At 74.5% G+C, this 18,430-nt stretch carries 17 protein-coding genes; 4 read left to right on the top strand and 13 right to left on the bottom strand.

Features of this window, described 5'->3' with window-relative positions; all coding sequences use genetic code 11:
• The first annotated feature begins 2 nt into the window (after window positions 1-2).
• Window positions 3-686, top strand: a complete 684-nt coding sequence (locus ACZ6JT_RS22270) for a hypothetical protein (RefSeq protein ID WP_469212147.1) — start codon at window positions 3-5, stop codon at window positions 684-686.
• 82 nt (window positions 687-768) lie between these two features.
• Here ACZ6JT_RS22270 and ACZ6JT_RS22265 read toward each other — a convergent pair whose 3' ends face one another.
• Window positions 769-2,058 carry a streptophobe family protein gene (locus ACZ6JT_RS22265; RefSeq protein WP_469212145.1) on the bottom strand — a complete coding sequence of 430 codons (1,290 nt, stop codon included), beginning with the start codon at window positions 2,056-2,058 and terminating at the stop codon, window positions 769-771.
• Between the two features lie 279 nt (window positions 2,059-2,337).
• Between ACZ6JT_RS22265 and ACZ6JT_RS22260 the strand changes: the two genes are divergently transcribed.
• Window positions 2,338-3,714, top strand: a complete 1,377-nt coding sequence (locus tag ACZ6JT_RS22260; protein ID WP_469212143.1) for a DUF6777 domain-containing protein — start codon at window positions 2,338-2,340, stop codon at window positions 3,712-3,714.
• Between the two features lie 104 nt (window positions 3,715-3,818).
• Here ACZ6JT_RS22260 and ACZ6JT_RS22255 read toward each other — a convergent pair whose 3' ends face one another.
• A complete protein-coding gene (locus ACZ6JT_RS22255) occupies window positions 3,819-4,745 on the bottom strand; it encodes a S41 family peptidase (protein ID WP_469212141.1) in 927 nt (308 codons plus the stop codon).
• Between the two features lie 189 nt (window positions 4,746-4,934).
• On the opposite strand from ACZ6JT_RS22255, the gene ACZ6JT_RS22250 reads away from it, so the two are divergent.
• A complete protein-coding gene (locus tag ACZ6JT_RS22250; protein WP_469212139.1) occupies window positions 4,935-7,004 on the top strand; it encodes a SpoIIE family protein phosphatase in 2,070 nt (689 codons plus the stop codon).
• Window positions 7,005-7,096: 92 nt separating this feature from the next.
• Here the strand turns inward: ACZ6JT_RS22250 and ACZ6JT_RS22245 are convergent, their stop codons facing one another.
• The 3 genes from ACZ6JT_RS22245 to ACZ6JT_RS22235 form a co-directional block, all read right to left on the bottom strand.
• Window positions 7,097-9,073, bottom strand: coding sequence for an ABC transporter permease (locus ACZ6JT_RS22245; protein ID WP_469212137.1), 1,977 nt, complete (start codon window positions 9,071-9,073; stop codon window positions 7,097-7,099).
• A gap of 129 nt (window positions 9,074-9,202) precedes the next feature.
• Window positions 9,203-10,015: a molybdate ABC transporter substrate-binding protein gene (gene modA, locus ACZ6JT_RS22240; RefSeq protein WP_469212135.1), complete on the bottom strand. Its 813-nt coding sequence runs from the start codon at window positions 10,013-10,015 to the stop codon at window positions 9,203-9,205.
• Between the two features lie 176 nt (window positions 10,016-10,191).
• Window positions 10,192-10,587: a TOBE domain-containing protein gene (locus ACZ6JT_RS22235; RefSeq protein ID WP_362860305.1), complete on the bottom strand. Its 396-nt coding sequence runs from the start codon at window positions 10,585-10,587 to the stop codon at window positions 10,192-10,194.
• Window positions 10,588-10,771: 184 nt separating this feature from the next.
• Between ACZ6JT_RS22235 and ACZ6JT_RS22230 the strand changes: the two genes are divergently transcribed.
• The gene (locus ACZ6JT_RS22230) at window positions 10,772-11,164 is read left to right on the top strand and encodes an RNA-binding S4 domain-containing protein (RefSeq protein WP_469212132.1); all 393 of its coding nucleotides are present in this window, start codon (window positions 10,772-10,774) and stop codon (window positions 11,162-11,164) included.
• Between the two features lie 42 nt (window positions 11,165-11,206).
• Here the strand turns inward: ACZ6JT_RS22230 and ACZ6JT_RS22225 are convergent, their stop codons facing one another.
• The 8 genes from ACZ6JT_RS22225 to ACZ6JT_RS22190 form a co-directional block, all read right to left on the bottom strand.
• On the bottom strand, window positions 11,207-11,662 hold the full coding sequence (locus tag ACZ6JT_RS22225; protein WP_469212130.1) for a PTS-dependent dihydroxyacetone kinase phosphotransferase subunit DhaM: 456 nt from the start codon (window positions 11,660-11,662) through the stop codon (window positions 11,207-11,209).
• The gene (dhaL, locus tag ACZ6JT_RS22220; protein WP_469212128.1) at window positions 11,659-12,273 is read right to left on the bottom strand and encodes a dihydroxyacetone kinase subunit DhaL; all 615 of its coding nucleotides are present in this window, start codon (window positions 12,271-12,273) and stop codon (window positions 11,659-11,661) included. Before dhaL ends, ACZ6JT_RS22225 begins: the two co-directional genes overlap by 4 nt.
• Window positions 12,274-12,572: 299 nt before the next feature.
• On the bottom strand, window positions 12,573-13,097 hold the full coding sequence (locus ACZ6JT_RS22215; RefSeq protein ID WP_469212126.1) for an AAA family ATPase: 525 nt from the start codon (window positions 13,095-13,097) through the stop codon (window positions 12,573-12,575).
• A gap of 62 nt (window positions 13,098-13,159) precedes the next feature.
• Window positions 13,160-14,494 (bottom strand): diaminopimelate decarboxylase, encoded by a 1,335-nt coding sequence (gene lysA / locus ACZ6JT_RS22210; RefSeq protein ID WP_469212124.1) that lies wholly within the window; start codon window positions 14,492-14,494, stop codon window positions 13,160-13,162.
• Window positions 14,495-14,508: 14 nt separating this feature from the next.
• The gene (locus tag ACZ6JT_RS22205; protein WP_469212122.1) at window positions 14,509-14,880 is read right to left on the bottom strand and encodes an SAV_915 family protein; all 372 of its coding nucleotides are present in this window, start codon (window positions 14,878-14,880) and stop codon (window positions 14,509-14,511) included.
• A gap of 194 nt (window positions 14,881-15,074) precedes the next feature.
• Window positions 15,075-15,506, bottom strand: coding sequence for an ATP-binding protein (locus tag ACZ6JT_RS22200; RefSeq protein ID WP_469212120.1), 432 nt, complete (start codon window positions 15,504-15,506; stop codon window positions 15,075-15,077).
• Between the two features lie 51 nt (window positions 15,507-15,557).
• Window positions 15,558-15,920, bottom strand: a complete 363-nt coding sequence (locus ACZ6JT_RS22195; RefSeq protein WP_469212118.1) for an STAS domain-containing protein — start codon at window positions 15,918-15,920, stop codon at window positions 15,558-15,560.
• A gap of 85 nt (window positions 15,921-16,005) precedes the next feature.
• A complete protein-coding gene (locus ACZ6JT_RS22190; RefSeq protein WP_469212116.1) occupies window positions 16,006-18,429 on the bottom strand; it encodes a SpoIIE family protein phosphatase in 2,424 nt (807 codons plus the stop codon).
• Window position 18,430 lies beyond the last annotated feature (1 nt).

Here is an 18,430-nt window from a genome sequence, read left to right as displayed (position 1 = left end):
CCATGACCAGCATCGGTCCGGCCGAGGACTTCCGGCCCACCCACATCGTCCCCCAGGAGGGCCTGCCCGCCTGGGAGAGCCCCGACGTGTCCCGCCCCACCGTGCCGCTCGACGGCTTCCTGCCCGTACAGCTGCTGTCCCGGCGCGGTGACTGGGGCGAGGTCCTGTGCGCCAACGGCTGGTCCGCGTGGGTGGACGGCCGGCTCCTGGTGTCGGTGCCGCAGCCCCCGCCGACGGCCGACCGGCCGCTCGCCCGTACGGAGGACGCGCGGCCGCAGCTCACGCGCGCAGCCGAGGCCCTGGAGCGCTACCGGCGCGCCGTGGACGAGCTCGCCTCGGGCAGAACGGACGCCGAGTCCTTCCGGCGGACCGTACGCGGGCTGCGGGCCGGGGTGGTCCTGGACGGGGAGGCGGTGTGGGTCTACGACCCCACGGTGGGGAAGTGGCTGTACGGGGACGAGAGCCGGCTGACGACCTTCGCGGTCGTGGCCGCGCCCGGGGCCTCTCCCGGCCCGCAGCAGCCCCCGGCCGCACCCGCCCTGCCCACGCCGACGCAGGTGGGATCCGGGTCCGGCGTACCCCCGGGCCCGCCACCGGGCGAGGGAGCGGTCGGGGGCCGCCAGGAGCCCGACCCGGAGCACGAGAAGACCCGGATCGTGGACACGCACGACCCCGAGACCGACTGAACGCGATCCGGCGCGACGGGATCCCGGCGTGCCGGGATCCCGTCTCCGGTGCGGTGGTGGGCGGATGCCGGTTCGGCGGAGCTCAGGGCGAGGCCGGCGGCGCGGCCGGTGCCTCGACGCGGCCGCGGCGGTGCAGGGGGCGGGCCAGGAGGGCGCCGAGGAAGCCCGCCACCACCCCCCACAGGAGGGCGAGCCCGACCGTGCGCCACAGGACGGGATCCAGCAGGAGCGTGCCGCCGAGCCCGTCCACCTCGCCGATGCCCAGCAGCGAGAGGCCGAACTCCGCCTGGACGCGCCCGAGCAGACACACCGTCAGGGTCGCCAGGGCCAGGGCCACGCCCAGGTGGAGCGCGTGCTGCCAGGGCCGGACGTGCGCGGGGGACCGTACGGCCGCCAGCACGCCGGTGCCGAGCAACAGCACGGCTGCCACCGCCACCAGCCACCACGCCCGGGAGTCGTGCTCCGCGAGCGAGGCCACGTCCACCGTGGACGGCTCGGAGCCGCGCAGCACCTGGTCCAGGAGCTGTGGCATCGGCAGCCCGAACGGGCCGTCCACCTGGCCCTGCCAGGCACCGCCGAAGCCCAGGGTGAAGGCGAGCCACGCGAGGTTCGGCAGCCCGAGCAGCAACACGGCGAAGGTGCGAGCGGCGTGGCCCTGGGTCGCGGCCACCACCAGGCCGACCCCGATGCCGAGGACGACGTAGGCGAGGAGCAGCAGCATCGTGGCGAAGGCGGCCGGGCGCAGCGCCGCGTGGAAGCGGACCAGCCCGGCCGGGAGCGGCGCGCGGCGCGAGACCAGCAGGGCGATCAGCAACAGGCCCAGGATCCACAGCAGTCCGAAGAGGAGCGTGGCGGGCAGGTCGGCCCGGAACCCCACCGTCGCGGCGGAGTCGATGAGTTCACCGATCACCCCGGCGGGGGAGTCGGCGGTGGAGAGGCCGAAGGTCTGCCGGGCCAGCAGTGCGGCGCCGGTCAGGGCGAGGAGCCACAGCACCACCAACGGCAGGGCTCGGCCGACCAGTTCGCGGGGCCGGGCCACCGCCCGGTTGTGCAGGGGGTGCAGGAAGCAGGAGCCGGCGGTGAGGGCGCCGGCCAGGCTCACCGACAGCGGGATCACCGAAAGGCTCACGTCCGCCCCCGCCAGGAGACCGGCGTCGCCCGAGACCTCCAGCGAACCGCCGGCCGCCATCACGACGACCGCGGCGACCACACGGGGGAACGCGCCGTCCGGCAGATCGTCCGCGCCCGCGCACGCCAGCCCGGCGGCGGCGACCGCGGTCATCACGGCGAACCCCGCCACGACGGCGACGAGAGCGTCGCGCCATGCCCTTGCTGAGACCCCGGACGATGGTGATCTCGGTATCCGGCTCACCCTGCAACGGTGGCACCCTCGGCTTGCGGGCACCACCTGGATGGCGCACACAATGGTCCGCAGGGAACTCCCTCCTCCTGGGAAGAAGAGCCCGTGACCACGCAACCCTCCGGCCGGCCGCCCTCGTCAGAGCGCCCCAGCGGGCCGCCTTCGGGCCCGCTCTCGGGCGGGCAGCAAGGGCCGCCGCCGCCCCCGCCCCCGTCCGCACCGCCCGCTTCGGGTCCGCCCGGCGGGCCCGACAAGGGGCCGTGGTGGCGATCCGTTCCCCGACTGGCCACGATGCTCGTGGCGGTGGTGGCGGTCGTCGCCCTGGCCGTCGTCCTGACCCGGCCCAGCGGCACCGACAACGCCGGCGGGGAGGTCTTTCTCCAACCGGCCGCCGCCTCGGGTCCCGACCCGTTCACCGAGTCGGTCGCGACCACCACGCAGGCCCCCCCGGAGACCCCGGTGGCGTCCCCCACGGGCCCCGCGGGCACCAAGCCCCCCGGTAGCCCCAGCTCCCCTGCGGGCACGACGACGGGCACGCGGAGCATCAGCGGCTCCGCGCCGGGCGTGTACGGGGGTACGAGGAACAGCGCCAGTTGCGACGTGGAGAAGCTGGTCAAGTCGCTGTCCGCGGACCCGTCCAAGAACGCCGCCTTCGCCTCGGCCCAGGGCATCCAGCCGCAGGCCGTCCCCGCGTACCTCCGCTCGCTCACCTCGGTGCAGCTGCGGCTGGACACTCGGGTCACGAACCACGGCTACCAGAACGGCAAGCTCACCGCCTACCAGGCCGTGCTGCAGGCCGGGACGGCCGTCCTGGTCGACGACCGGGGCGTGCCGCGGGTGCGCTGCGCGTGCGGGAACCCGCTCGGTCCGCCGGTGGCGCTGAAGGCCTCGCCGAAGCGCTTCGGGCAGACGTGGTCCTCGTACCAGCCGCAGAAGGTGGTGGTCATCGCACCGGCGACGACCGTGATCCACAAGATCGTCATCTACGACCCGCACAGCCGGCACTGGTACGAGCGCGACAAGGGCAGCCACCACCGCAAGCCCGACCGTCCCGTGCCCCCGCCGCCGATCCCCACGCCGACGCTCATCCCGCCGAAGCCGACAGGGACGCGCACCCATCCGACGCCCACGGGCACGCGCACGACGCCGACCCCGAGCGACACCCGCACGAAGACGCCGACGGAGACCGGGACGCCGACCACGAGGCCCACGGAGACCGGGACGCCGACCACGACGCCCACGGAGACCGAGACGCCCAAGTCGACGCCCACGGAGACGGAGACGCCGAAGACGACGCCGACCGAGACGGAGACGCCCAAGTCGACGCCGACCGAGACGGAGACGCCGAAGACGACGCCGACCGAGACGGAGCCGTCGGCGACACCGGAGGAGACTCCCACGCCGGTGACGCCGACCGAGACGTTCACGACGGCGTCGGCCGAGACGACGCCCGAGACCACCCCGGAGACGACGCCGGAGACGACGCCCGAGACCCAGCCCGAGACGACGCCGGAGACCAAGCCGGACACGCCCACGGAGCAGCCCGAGTCAGTCGCCCCGGAACCCGACACCCCGGTCGAGCCGCCGCCCGCAGAGCCGGAGCCGGAGGCCCCGGCCGACCAGCCCGATCAGCCTGACCAGCCCGACCAGCCTGACCAGCCCGAGTAGCCCGACAGCAGCCCCCAGCGGTGTCTCCGAGTGCACCGGTTCCCCCGAACGGAGGAACCGGTGCACTCCCACGACGCGGGCGTGCCCCGTCCCCGGCTGCCGGATCAGGCGCTGCCGCGCCGGGTCAGCGGCTCCGCCGCTTCCTCCGTGTGCCGCAGTGCGGCCTTGAGCGCGGTGTCGAGCGCCTGGTCCGCCGGGACCTGAACGTCGGGAACGACGCCCACGCCCTCCCAGTTGGTGCCGGTGACCGCGTTGATGCTCCGGGCCGTCGGCACGGTCACGAGCACGTGCTCGTCCACCGCGTGGCGGGCCGTGGGATGGGCGCCGCCGCGGGTCGTCGCACCGACGACGACGGCCCGGCGGTGGGCCTGCAGGGTGTACGCGACGTCCTCGCCGCCCGAGAAGGTGGTCTCGCTCGTGAGCACGTACACCGGGCGGTCGGTGTAGCGCGGCGCGGGCAGGTGCCCGACCGTCCAGTACTGGCGGGTGGTGTCGGTGGTCCGGTCGTAGATGTCGTTCAGGTGCACCTGGTCGTCGCCGAAGAAGTAGCTGCACCACATCGCGGCCCCTTCCGGCGCCCCGCCGCGGCACCCGCGCAGGTCCAGCACGAGCGCGGAGGTGCCCGCGACCAGCTGCATGGCCGCGGCGATCACGCTCGCGCCCTCGACGGCGGTTGCGATGAGCCCTATCTCGATGAGCCCTGTGTTGCCTTCGAGGTGCTCGACGCGGCTGACGCCCTGGTTCTGCTCCCGCAGCAGACTCATGAAAGCGGCCTTCCCGCCGTCCGCGTCCACCGGTTCCAGGGACTGCGGCTCCTCGGTCCAGAGCAGGCGCAGGTGCTTGTCCGGGCACACCTCCTGGAGGTGCGCCGTCACGGTCTCGCAGAGCGCCGGGCCGTCCAGGCCTTCGTACGCGCCCGCCGCGAGACGGCCGCGGATCGCGGCGTCGATGACGGGGGTCTTCTCGGGGAAGACGTAGCCTGCACCGATCCGGTCCAGGGCCTGTTCGATGATCTGTTCGTTCGTGGGCATAGCGCGCCATGCTAGAGGGCCAACAGGCTTGCGGCCACGGGGTTTCCGGGGGCGCCCGCGCCGCCGCGGCGGCCACCGTCCGGCACGGCGGGGCGCCAGGGCCGGCCGGGGGACGGCCGGCCCGGGCGGGTCCGTGGGGTGGTCGTGTCCCACGGGGACACCGGCGGGGGAGAGTGAGACCCTGGCTGCATGGCCCGCAGGGGAAAGAACCCCGAGGTCGACTGGCCCGCGCGGCCCGATACGAGCCTCGCGCTCAACCGCATGGGCACCTTCGACTGGGACCTCGACAGCGGGCGGATGCACCTGGATCCCACCGCCCTCGAGGTCCTCGACCTGCGCCCGGACGAGTACAACGGAACCCCCGAGGGGCTCCGGGTGCGGCTGGCCCCCGCCGAGGAGGCCCGCCTCGACACCCGCGTCGCGCAGGCGATCAAGGACGGCCGAAGCCACTACGGGGCCTACGTCCGCACCCGCCGCCGCGACGGGTCGCCGGCCTGGACCCACATCCAGGGCCACATCCTGCGGCGGCCGGACGGGCGCCCGTACCGCGTCATCGGGATCCTGCGCGACGCCGCGCACGACCCGGGCGAGCCCGGGGCGGCCGGGGAGCAGGCCGAGGGGCGGGCCCGGATGACGGGCGTCGTCGAGCGGACCACCGCGATCCTCGCCCACGCCCGCACCGTCAACGACGTGACCGACGTCCTCAAGGACCCCCAGGCCCTCGGGCACCTCGGCGCGGTCAGCGTGATGCTGGGCATCGTCGACGGCGGCCGCATCCACCTGGTCGCGGAGGGGCAGCTCGGCTCGTACGTGCCGGAGATCGAGTACACCCGGATCGACGCGCGGTTCCCGATGAGCGAGACCGTGCGCACCATGCAGCCGGTCTTCCTCGTCTCGCGCGAGGACTTCCAGCGCCGCTACCCGGAGCTGTGGCCGTACATCGAGCCGCTGGCCGTCCGCAGCGGGGTCTACCTGCCGCTGATCGCCCAGGGGCGGCCCATCGGGGCGCTCGGGCTGCTGTACACGCGGGAGGGGGAATTCACCGCCGAGGAGCGGAACCTGCTGATGGCGCTCGGCAGCGGCGTCGCGCAGGGCCTCCAGCGCGCCATCCTCTTCGAGCAGGAGCACGACCTGGCCGAAGGGCTCCAGCGGGCCATGCTGCCGCGCCGGATCCCGGAGGTGCCGGGTGCGCGGATCGCCGTACGCTACCGCTCCGCCCGGATCGGGCGGGACATCGGCGGCGACTGGTACGACGTGATCCCGCTCGGCGACGGCCGGGTCGGGGTGATGATCGGCGACGTCGAGGGACACGACACGGACGCGGCCGCCGTCATGGGACAGCTGCGGATCGTGATGCGCGCGTACGTGGTGGAGGGGCACACCCCGGCGGCGGCGATGGCGCGGGCCTCGGCCTTCCTGCTCGAACTGGAGACGGAACGGTTCGCCACGTGTACGTACGCCGAGGTGGACCTCACCACCGGGATGCTCCGGATGGTCCGTGCCGGCCACCTCGACCCGGTCGTACGGCGTGGCGACGGCAGCTGCCACCGGATCCAGGTCGTGGGCGGGCTGCCGCTCGGGCTGCCGGCCCGCGAACAGTCCGGTACCGGCACCGGCTACCCCGTCACCACCCTGGAGCTCCACCCCGGGGACACCCTCGTCCTGTGCACGGACGGCCTGATCGAACGCCCCGGCGCGGACCACGACACCGGCATGCGGGAGTTCATGGCCGCGGTCCACAGCGGTCCGACGGACGTGGAGGAACTCGCCGACGTGCTGTGCGACCTGGTCGGGGACTCCGGCGGCGGCGACGACATGGCGCTGCTCGTCCTGCGCCGCCGCGGCACGCCGGGCGCGCGCGGCGGCGGTCCGCTGCGCCAGCGCCTGGAACCGGGGGACGCGGAGGCGCCGGCGCTGGCCCGGCACCTGATCCGGGCCGCCGTGGCCGCCTGGGGGGCGCGGGACCGGGCCGACGAGATCGAACTGGCGGCGGACGAGCTGATGACCAACGCCCTGGTCCACACGGACGGCGGCGGCGACGTCAGCATGCGGCTCACGGCCCAGGGCCGGATCCGCATCGAGGTCGAGGACTCCAGCAGCGCCCTGCCGAGGCGGCGGGAGGCGGGGGACTGGGCGGTGTCGGGGCGCGGCCTGATGCTGGTGGAGCGGCTCGCGGACGAGTGGGGCGTGGAGCCCCGGGGCGGCGGGAAGCGCGTGTGGTGCGAGTTCGCCGTGGACGCCTCGGAGCAGGCCGGCTGAGCACCGGCTCCGCAGCGGCAGGCCCCGGGTGCGGGGCGGAGGGGGCCGACTGTCCGGCTGTCGGCCCGTCCGCCCGTCCGCCCGTCAGGTGGTCACAGGCGGACGAGGGTGATCTCGGTGGCCTTCACGCTGGTCCACACCTGCGACCCGTCGACGATGCCCAGCTCGGCCGCCGCCTGCGGGGTGATCTCCGCGACCAGGTCGGGCGCACCGGCCGGGGCGATCAGCACGCGCAGCCGGCTGCCGACCGCGGTGATCTCCCGTACGGTGCCCGGCCAGACGTTGCGGGGACTGCCGGCCGGGCGTTCCCGGTGCACCGACACCGCCTCCGGGGCGATGATCGCCAGCGCCTGCGCCCCCTCGGGCAGCACCTCGGCGACGACGAGCCGCCCGCCCTCGGCGAGGGCCAGCCCGTCCGCCGACGCGATGCCCGGCCAGGCGTTGCGGCCCAGCATGCGGGCCACCCACGGCGACCGCGGGTGCCGGGTGACCTCGGCGGGCGGCGCGTCCTGGAGGGTGCGGCCGTCGGCCAGTACGAGGACCCGGTCGGCCAGCGACACCGCCTCGACGGGATCGTGCGTGACGATGAGGCAGACCCCGCCGAAGCCGGCCAGGTGCGTGCGCAGGGTGTGCCGGACGCGAGCCCGCGTGGTCTGGTCGAGGGCGGCCAGCGGCTCGTCGAGCAGCAGGAGCCGCGGGCGGGCGGCCAGCGCGCGGGCCAGGGCCACGCGCTGGGCCTGGCCCCCGGACAGCTGGGCCGGCCTGCGCTGGGCGAGGTGCCCGACGCCGAGCCGGTCCAGCCAGGCCAGCGCCTCGCGGCGGGCGTCGGCGCGCGGCACCCCGTGCGCACGCAGTCCGTACGCGGTGTTCGCCAGCGCGCTCAGGTGCGGGAACAGCGCACCGTCCTGCGGGACCCAGGCGACCTGCCGCTTGTGCGCGGGCAGCGCGGTGACGTCGGCGTCGCCGAGCCGGAGGTCGGCGTGGGCGCGCGGGGTCAGGCCGAGCAGGGCCCGCAGCAGGGTGGTCTTGCCGGCGCCGTTCTCGCCGACGACGGCGATGGTGGTGCCCGGTTCGGCGGCGAGGGTGAGCTCGTTGAAACCGGTGACGGTGGCGTGCAGCGGCCAGTGGCCGCCCTCGAGCGGCGCGGCCTCCGGCGCCGACTCCGGCGCGGCGGCCCGCCGTGCGGCCGCCCCGGTGGCGCGGCCGGCGCCGGGCACGGCCGCGGGCGCCTCGTCCGGCACCGGCGGCGTGGCCACGGCCTCGCGGGCGGCCACCGGGGTCCCCGTCCACCGGCCGCGCAGGGCGATCAGTACGCCCATGGCGATCGCCAGCAGCAGCAGCGAGACGGAGGTGGCGGCCTCAGGCCGGTCCTGGAGCAGCAGGTACACCTGGAGCGGCAGCGTCTGGGTGGTGCCGGGCAGGTTCCCGGCGAAGGTGATGGTCGCGCCGAACTCGCCCAGCGCGCGGGCCCAGGTGAGTGCGGCTCCGGCGATCAGGCCGGGGGCCACCATGGGCAGGGTCACCGTGAAGAACACGCGGACCGGCGAGGCGCCGAGTGAGGCGGCGGTCTCCTCGTAGCTCTGCTTGAGCCCGCCGAGGGCGCCCTCCAGGCTGATGACCAGGAACGGCATGGCGACGAAGGTGGCCGCCACGACCGCGCCCGACGTGTGGAAGGGCAGGGTGACCCCGAAGGTGTCCTCCAGCCAGGGCCCGAGGAGCCCGCGCCGGCCGAAACCCAGGAGCAGGGCGACACCGCCGACGGTCGGCGGCAGCACCATCGGGAGCAGCACGAGGGAGCGGACCAGCGCCTTGCCCTTGAAGGGGACGCGGGCCAGCAGCCAGGCGAGCGGTACGCCGAGGAGCAGCGAGAGGCCGAGGGCCCACAGGGACACCAGGAGCGAGAGCTTCAGCGCCTCGACGACGCCGGGGCTGCCGAGATGGGTGCCGAGCTCGCCCCACTGGGTGCGTACGAGGATGCCGATGAGCGGCATCAGCAGGAACGCGACGGCGAGCAGTGCGGGGATCGCCAGGGTCAGCGGGGGCCGGGTACGGGTGCGAAGTCTGCTCATGGGCTTCCTGGCCGGGGAGGGGCGACTGCGGTGGGGAGGATCGTACGGACGGACGCGCGCGGGTGGGCCGAGAGGGGCTGCCTGTCCCCCCGGAGCAGGCGGCCCCCCTCACGCGGTCGCCGGTGGCGCTCAGACCTTCTGGAAGCCCGCGTCCTGGAGGATCTTCTGGGCCTCGGGGGTGCTCAGCCAGGCCACGAACGCGGCGGCGGCCCCGGCGTTCTTGGACTGCTTCAGCGTGGCGGCCGGGTAGGAGGCCACGGCGTTCTGCTCGTCCGGGATGTCCACCGTGACGACCTTGTCGCCGGACTTGGCGGAGTCGGTCTTGTAGACGAGGCCGGCGTCGGCCTCGCCCAGCTCGACCTTGCTCAGCACGGCGCGGACGTTGGGCTCCTGGGAGACCGGCTTCACCTCGATCTTCTGGGCGTCGAGGATCTGCTTGGCGTAGCGGCCGACCGGGACCTCGGGGGCGGCGAGCACGACCTTCAGCCTGGTGTCGGCGAGGTCCTTGAGCTCGTCGACCTTGAAGGGGTTGCCCTTGCCGGTGGCGATGACCAGGCGGTTCTTGGCGATGACCGTGGGCTCGCCGGTCTCGGCCCGCAGCCCGTCCATGGTCTTGGTGTCGGCGGTCACCAGCGCGTCGGCCGGAGCGCCCTGCTTGACCTGCGCGGCGAGCTCCTGCGAACCGGCGAAGGAGAAGGTGATCTTCGTACCGGGGTGGGCCTTCTGGTACGCCTCACCCGCCTTCTTGAAGACGTCGGTGAGGGAGGAGGCGGCGAGAACGGTGAGGTTCGCGGCCTGGGGCTCGGCGGACGCCGAGGACGAGCCGGGCGTGGAGCCGGCGGCGGGCTTCTCGTCGGCCTTGCCGCAGGCGGCCAGCGGCACGAGCAGGGCGGCGGTCAGCCCGGCGGCCGCGGCGCGGCGGCGGGTCGGGGTCGGGAACATGAGCAGGGCTCCTCGGTCGGGTCGGCGGCCGGCGGGTGCCGGATCCGCGCGGTGGTGACCCGCGCCGGTGACGGGCGGAGCGGGTGAGGACGTGCGGTGGGGCTGAGCGGGTGGTGCGGGGTGAGGGCGGGGATCCGCGGGCCCTCGCGGGCACTTGCGGGCGGGCCGTCCGGGCTTCAGGTGCGGTCGATGTGCACGCTGGTGGACTTCACGCGGGCGGTGGCCTGCATGCCGACCTCCAGCCCGAGCTCCTCGACGGCCTCACGGGTGAGGAGGGAGACCAGACGGTGGGGACCTGCCTGGATCTCGACCTGGGCGGCCACGTCGCCGAGCTTGACGGCGGTGACGATGCCGGGAAAGGCGTTGCGTGCCGAGGTGTACGGCTCGCCGTCCTCGGTGTGTGCGCCCTGGCCCACCTCGACGGAGAAGGCCGCGAGGTCACGGCCGTTGATCAGGCGACGGCCGGCCTCGTCGCGATGGGTCACGACCCGGCCCGCGTCGGCCCAGCGGCGCGCGGTGTCCGGGCTGACGCCCAGCAGACGCGCCGCCTGTCCGATGGTGTAGGACTGCATGTGCGACAAGGTAGGCGCACATATGGCGCGTTTGCAATCCTGTTGGGCTTATATCCATGGCAGATGCCACGCCTCTTGGTGTATCTGCCGAAAGTCGTTCCGCTCCGCCCCCTCCGCCTCGCTGGTGCCGTGCCGGGCGTCGCAACCCGGTGAACCTTGCCGGTCACAGCACTAGAGTCGGGGCATGGCTGATGAGGTATCGGGAACGGAATCGGGCACGGTGCGGGTCGACGCGTGGATCTGGTCCGTGCGGCTGACGAAGACCCGCTCGATCGCGGCGACCGCCTGCCGGGCGGGCCATGTGAAGGTCAACGGGGAACGGGCGAAGCCGGCGCAGGCGGTGCGCGCGGGTGACGAGGTACGGCTCTTCCACGCGGGGCGCGAGCGGATCGTGGTGGTGACGCGGCCCGTGTCCAAGCGGGTGGGCGCTCCCGTCGCCGCGGAGTGCATGATCGACAAGAGCCCGCCGCCGCCGACCCCCGTCGAGGCCGCCGTGGTCGGCATCCGCGACCGCGGGGCCGGCCGCCCGACGAAGCGCGAACGGCGCGAGATCGAATCCCTGCGCGGCCGCCCGTAGCGTCCGGCGGTCCGGCGGTACGAGCCTTGCCGCTGAGGCGGATCAGGTCTTGCGGTACGCGTACGCCTCGGTGGCCGCCGAGGCCACTTCCCCGACGGGGAGGCCGCTGGAGGCGGCCACCACGGCGGCCACCGCGCCCTCCACGAAGGGGGCGTCCACCAGCCGGGAGTCCGGTGGGAGTTCGTCGTCCAGCAGCAGGGCCTTCACCGTCAGGACCGAGCTCCCCAGGTCGGCCAGCAGCGCGACCCCGGCGCCTCGGTCCACCTCCCGCGCGGCCGCGACGATCCGCTCCGCGCTCGTGCCGAGCCCGTCGGCGACGGTGCCGCCCGCCGCGGCCACCGGGGCCAGCGGGCCGCCGGCCGCCAGGCCGCGCGCCAGCGCCGCCACCGACTCCGCGACCGACGCGCTGTGCGAGACCAGCACGATGCCCACCAGGGCCGCGCCCGCGCCCGCGTCCGGGGCCGCGCCCGCGCCCGCGCCTGCGTCCGGGCCGGTCATCGCGCCTCCTCGCCGGGCTCCGCCACGTCCGCCAGCGCCCGGATCAGCAACGCCGACGAAGTCGCGCCCGGATCCTGGTGCCCGATGCTCCGCTCGCCCAGGTAGCTGGCCCGGCCCTTGCGCGCCAGCAGCGGGACCGTCGCCAGTGATCCGTTCTCCGCCGCCTCCGCGGCCGCCCCGTACGACGTGCTCAGCGCGGCCACCCCCGGCACCAGCGCGTCCAGCATCGTCTTGTCACCCGGCGCCGCCCCGCCCAGCTGCGCCACCGCGGCCACCCCCGCGTCCAGGGCCTCGCGCAGCTCCGCGTCCGAGACCTCGGCCGCCTCCCCGAGCGCCTTGCCGGTGCGCCGCAGCAGCGTCCCGTACAGGGGCCCCGAGGCGCCGCCGACCGTCGAGATGAGCGTCCTCCCGGCCAGCTGCAGCACCTCGCCCGGCGCCGCCGGGTCCTCCGCCTCCAGAGCGGGGAGCACCGCCCTGAAACCCCGGAGCAGGTTGCTGCCGTGGTCGGCGTCCCCGATGGGGGAGTCGAGCTCCGTCAGCCGGTCCGCCTCCCGCTCGACCGCGGCCGCGGCGGCCGCCATCCAGCGCCGGAAGAAGTCTGTGTCGCGCACCGGATCTCCTCGCCTCGCATCCGTCTGGCCAGTCCCATGACACCTTAGGCCGTCTCGTCCGGATCCTGCTCCCCCAGCTACCGCCGGGAGGTGCCCCCTGACCCGCGCCGCCCGGCACCGCACCTCGCCGCCTCGTCGGGCGTTCCTGCGGACGGTCAGGCCTGGTGGGGCGGGCCGGCCGGGCCCAGGGCGGCGCCGGCCGTAGTCGCCTCAGGCTCCCGTACCCGAAGCGGCAGCCCCGCAGCCCCGGCCGGCCGGCTCCCGGCGCACGTACGCGACCACCGGGGACTGACCCGTCCTCACATCGTGACGGCCTCGGCGATCTGCAGGGCTGCCCGGGCGGGTGTGAGGTGCGTGGTGTCGACGACCTCGGCCTGGGTGTGCAGCCACCTGCGGGCCGCCTCGGCGTAGGGCTCGAGGTATTGAAGACGGAAGGGGGAGTCGGGGCCGAGAACGGTGTCGCCCGCGATGCGCGCGCGGAGGGCGTCCTGGTCGGCATGGAGGACGAAGTGCCGGACCGGAATGGCGTGCTGGGCAAGGCCCGAGCTGATCTCGCGCCAGTACTCCTCGACCAGGACGGTCATGGGGATCACCAGGGTGCCGCCGGTGTAGTCGAGGACGCGGCGGGCCGTCTCGACCACGAGCGGCCGCCACGGCGGCCAGTGCTGAAAGTTGTCCGTCGCGGGCAACCCCGGCCGGATGTCCATCAGTGTCTCGCCGACCTTCTCGGCGTCGAACACCCGTGAACCCGGAATCAGTTGCTGCACGAGTGCACTCGTCGTCGTCTTGCCCGCGCCGTGTGTGCCGTTCAGCCATACGATCATGGGAGCCGATGCTAACGCCCTGACCACGCGGCGAGGTGGGGCGCAAGATCCGAAAGGGGCCCCTAGCGGCCGATGTCCCGGCTGCGGAAGTCGTCCAGGGTCTCGCGCCTGAGCAGTACGCGGGACGCGCCCTCGTGGACGGAGACCACCGGGGGACGCCCCACCATGTTGTAGCCGGAGGCCATCGACAGCTGGTACGCGCCGGCCGCCGGTACGGCGAGCAGGTCACCGGGATGGACGTCACCCGGCAGCTCCACGTCGGCGGCGAGCACGTCCCCCGCCTCGCAGTGCCGCCCGACGACCGTGGCCGTCCGGGCGTCGGCGGCGGAGTGACGGCCGATCAGGCGGGGTGCGTAGCGCACCCCGTACAGGGCGGGGCGCGGGTTGTCGCTCATGGCTCCGTCGACGGCGGCGAAGACCTTTCCGCCGGTGTGCTTGACGGCGAGCACGCGGTACACGGCGACCCCCGCAGGACCGGCGACGGCACGCCCCGGCTCGATGACGAGCCGGGGTACGGACAGGCCCGCGGCGGCGCAGCCTTCGCCGAGCTCGGCGCGGAGGCCGCGGGCGAGGGCGGTGAGGTCGAGGGCGGCTTCGCCGGGCCGGTAGCCGATGCCGTGGCCGCCGCCCATGTCCAGCTCGGGCAGGACGACTCCGTGCGCGTCGCGGATGCCGGTCAGCAGCCCGACCATCCGGCGCACGGCCACCAGGTAGGGCTCCACTTCGGTGATCTGGGAGCCGATGTGGCAGTGCAGGCCGGTCAGTTCGAGCTTTGGCTGGCCGAGTATGCGCGCGACGGCGTCCTGCGCCGACCCGTCGGTGAGCGAGAGCCCGAACTTCTGGTCCTCCGTACCCGTACGGATCTTGTCGTGGCCGCCGGCCGGGACACCCGGCACCACGCGGACCATCACCTTCTGGCGCCCATCGGGCCCGACGGCGGCGGCGATCCGCGCGATCTCCGACGCACTGTCGATGACGATCCGGCCGACGCCGAGACGCAGCGCCGCCTCGAGGTCCCGGGGCGACTTCGCGTTGCCGTGCAGCACGATGCGCTCGGGTGGGAAGCCCGCGGTGACGGCGAGCTCCAGCTCCCCGGCCGAGCAGACGTCCAGGCCCAGTCCCTCCTCCTCCACCCAGCGCACCATCGCGCGGGAGAGGAAGGCCTTGGCGGCGTACAGCACTTCGGCGTCGGGGAAGGCGTCGCGGTAGGTCCGGCACCGCCCGCGCACCTCGCCCTCGTCGAGGACGTAGACCGGGGTGTCGAATCGCTCGGCCACCTCGGTCAGGGACACCCCGCCGACGGCCAGGTCACCGTGCGGGAGCCGGGTCGTGGAGGCGGGCCATACGGACAGTTCCCCGGCATGGGCCGGGATCTCGGAGAGGTCGACGCCGGTCATCGTGCGGCTCCCTCTCAGACGGTCCGGGCGGCGGTCTCGGGAGCGTGCGGGGCCCGGGCGGCGTCCGTCCCGCTCGCGGACCCCCTGGGCGCCCCGGTCACCGCCGGTGCGGTGAGCGTCGGGTCGACGGTCAGCAGCGACGCCCCGACCGGTTCGGCCATGGCGTGGAGCGCGGACTCGGAGAGCCGGATCCAGCGCTGTCCGGCGCCGAGCGTCGCGGCCAGCCGCTCGGCACTGGTGAAGCCCACGGCGGTACGTGCTCCCAGCGGGGTGCGGAACAGGCGTACCGCCACCTCCGTCCTTCCCGGCAGGACCGGCACGTACAGGGGCCCGGCGGGGACGCGTTCTTCAGGCTCCGGGTCGTCGTCGTACTGGAACAAACACATGAGGCCCTCCCAGAGGAACCACGAGCGGCGGTTGGGGCCCCGGATGCGGGGAGGCGGTCCGGGGCGCGACACCGAAGCTATCCCCGCCGGTACGCACCCCCGGCCACCCCATGACGCGACCTTTACGGCAGCGGGCCGAGTCCATACGGGTCACTGACGGACCCGCACGGCCCGGTGCCTGTGAACTCACACCCCTACGTCGCGCCGATCTCCACCCAGACGCACTTGCCGGTGCCGCCCACCGGACTCCAGCCCCAGGTGCGGCCCAGCCGCTCCACGATGAGGAGGCCGTGACCGCCGGGGCGCGACGGGTCGGAGCCGTGCGTGGCCCGTGGTGCGGCGGGGCTCGCGTCCGTCACCTCGATCCGCAGCCGCTCGCTCGTACAGCGCAGCGCCAGGGAGGTGGGCCCGCCCGCGTGCAGGCAGGCGTTGGCCACGACTTCGGACACCAGGAGCAGGACGTCGTCGGTGATCTCCGCCCCGGGGGTGCCCTCCTCCGCGGGTCCCGGCGGCCAGCTCCAGTCCGCGAGGGCCCGGCGCGTGAAGTCGCGGCACCGCGTGACCGCGTTCGCGGCCTCGTGCAGCACGAGGAGCCGGGTCAGCTCCGGAGCCCGGCCCTCGTCCATCGGTGCTCCTCCCTACGGGTGCCGGTACCTACGGGTGACGGGTGCCGGTACCTACGGGTGCTGGGACGTCGCGAGCGCGGATTCCACGTCCGTGTGGATCCGGAAGAGCCGGTCCGCCCCCGTGATGTGGAACATGCGTGCGACGGGTGGGTGCAGGCCGACCAGCTCGAGGGTGCCCCCGGTTTCCTGGACGGCGAGCCGTCCGCGCAACAGCACGTTCAAGCCCGTGGAGTCGCAGAAGTCCAGCCGGGTCAGATCGACGAGCAGCCGGCCGCCATCGGGCCAGGCGGTGTCCAGGGCCTGCCGCAGGGGCTCGGCGGTGTCGTGGTCGAGTTCCCCCGTCATCGCCAGGACCGTGGCCCCTCGGAGGGACCGCGCCTCGACGGTGAAGCGTTCTCCGTTCGCCGTGGACATCAGGCACACACTCCCTCTCCCGTCCGGGATTCTCGGGGTACAGCGCGCCTACCCCGTCGGTTGCCGTCCAAGCCTGCGGCCCGGATCACGCGTCGTCCGGGACATGGATGTCGAGGACGCAGATGTCGTCCCGGTTGCCCGGGCACAGCGCGGCGAGCGTCCGGGCGAGGGTTTCGTCGTGCCCCGCTTTGAGGAGCCGCAGCGTGGACGCGGCGAGCCGGTCGAGTCCGACGCCGATGTCCTCGCCCGGTTCCTCCACGAGTCCGTCGGTGTAGAACAGCAGGCGGTCGCCGGGCAGCAGGTCGAGGACGGCCTGGCCGTAGGAGGCGTCGAAGGTCGCGCCGAGGAGGTTGCCCCGCGGCTGTTCGAGGAAGCTCGCCTGGTCGCCGCGGACCAGCAAGGGGGGCAGGTGGCCGGCCCGTACCCAGGTCAGGCGCCGGTCCCAGGGCTGGTAGCGGCCCATGACCATGGTGGCGGTCGCGCTGGCGGAGGGGTCCGTGGCGGTGTGGAGGAGGAGGGTGTTGAGCCGGCGCAACACCTCGGGCAGGGGCGAGCCGGTGATCGTCATGCCCTTCGTGGTGAACCGCAGCTGAGCCATCGTGCCGACGGCGGCCAGACCGTGGCCGGCCACGTCCCCGACGACGAACAGGGCGCTGCCGTCGGGCAGTTCGATGGCGCTGTACCAGTCGCCACCGACGTTGACCCCTCGGTCGGCCGGGACGTACGCGACGTCGATGCGCAGGCCGGCCAGCCCCAGGGACTGCTCGGGGATCGGCAGCAGGGTGTCCTGGAGGCTCGCGGCGAGCGCCCGCTCGGCCTGGAGCATGCCGCGCTGGAGGAGGACGGCCCGCTCGCTCTCGCGCAACGCGAGCTCGACGCCCCGCTGCGCGCTGAGGTCCTGGAAGAAGCCGTGCACCTCCACCGGTGTGCCGTCCGCGTCCGTCTGGGCCTCGGCGACGAGCCGCAGGTGGCGCACGCCGTCGGCGGTCGTGATCCGGAACGGCTGGTCGACGGGCTCCCCCTCGCTCAGCAGCCGCCGGACCGCGGTGCCCAGCTTGGGCAGGTCGTCGGGGACCACGTGCCGTGGCAGCTCCTCCAGGGACATCGGCCCGTGGCGGGGATCGCGGTCGAAGATGGCGTAGACCCGGTCGGACCAGGTGACCGTGTCCGCCGCCAGGTTCCATCCGGCCCAGCCGAGGTTGCCCAGCCGCTGCATGTCGGCCAGCCGCCGTGCCTCGCGCTCGCTCGTGTCGTGGCGGATCCAGGACACGACCAGCCGGTCCCCCAGCCTGGAGGCCCGGACCGAGTAGACGGACTGCTGCGGGACACCGGCGACCACCTCCTCGTAGGTGAAGGGCTCGCCCTCGTACGGCGTTCCCGTCGTGAGCGTCTCCAGGTACCCGTCCCACAGCGCGGTGCCCACCACGGTCGGGTACGTCTCCAGGACCCGGCGGCCGACCAGTTCCTTGCCGCGCCGCCCGGCGACGTCCACCGACTCGGGCGCCGCCGCGTCGATGCGGTAGTCCTCCACCTCGCCGGTCTCCGAGCGCAGGGGGGTGAGCAGGATGGCGGGCCCGGCCAGCGCGTCCAGCATCCGCTGGGCGGCGGCCACGTCCACGTCCGCCGGCTCGGCTCCGGCGTCGTGGTGCCGCTCCGGCATCCCCAGCGGGCCGGCGCACAACCGGGCCGCCCGCCGCAGCAGCGCCCGGATGTCGGAGGGGAAGGGCCCCGGCCGAGTCCGCAGGAAGCCGATGGCCTTCTGCGGGGGCCCGTCGGCGGGTACGGGGATCCAGGCGCGGGAGTGCCACCGGTCCGTCGCGTCCCCGATCAGCAGGTAGTGGCGGGCGTCCCGCGCCGGATCCTCCAGCCACAGGGCCCGCCGCCCGGTGACCGCCTCGTGCGCGGCCACGCCCGCGAGCGGGGGGATGCGGCTCCACCGCTCGGCCAGCACGTCGTCGATGCCGGCATGGCCGACCAGTTCCAGGTTTCCGGCGGACGTCAGGGCGTAGATCATCACCGCGTCCACACCGGCTACGGTGCCGAGCACGGTCCGTAGCAGCTCCGCGATGTCGTCACCGCCGTGTGCCGCCGTCAGGCCGTCGGCGAGCCGGGCCAGCGGCGGGCGCAGGGCGGCCGTACCGGCGCGACTGCCGACGAGCCGGTGTCCGGAGCCGCCGGCCGGGGCGGCCGCTTCGTCCTTCGCGCCTGGCTGGGCGGCGGGGGCGGTCGCGGGCTGCGGATTCGAGGAGATCTGCCCGAGGGTGAGCCAGCACTCCTCCAGCAGGGTGCGGCCGCCCGCCCGGGCCCGGCCGAGCAGCAGCTCGTGGGCGGTGTCGGCGGATACGCCCGACCGGGCCATCAGGACGCCCTTGGCCCGCTCCACGACGGCCGTGGTCGCGGCGGCGCCCTCCAGGTCCACGACTTCCGTTCGCAGCCTGGCGACCACCTTGGCGAGCGCCAGCACCTCGGGCCCGGCGCCCTCCCCCGCGGGTGCGGCGTCTCCCTTCATT

It is taken from the genome of Streptomyces sp. NPDC046308, assembly GCF_055588065.1.
This window is presented reverse-complemented; position numbering and strand designations above follow the sequence as displayed.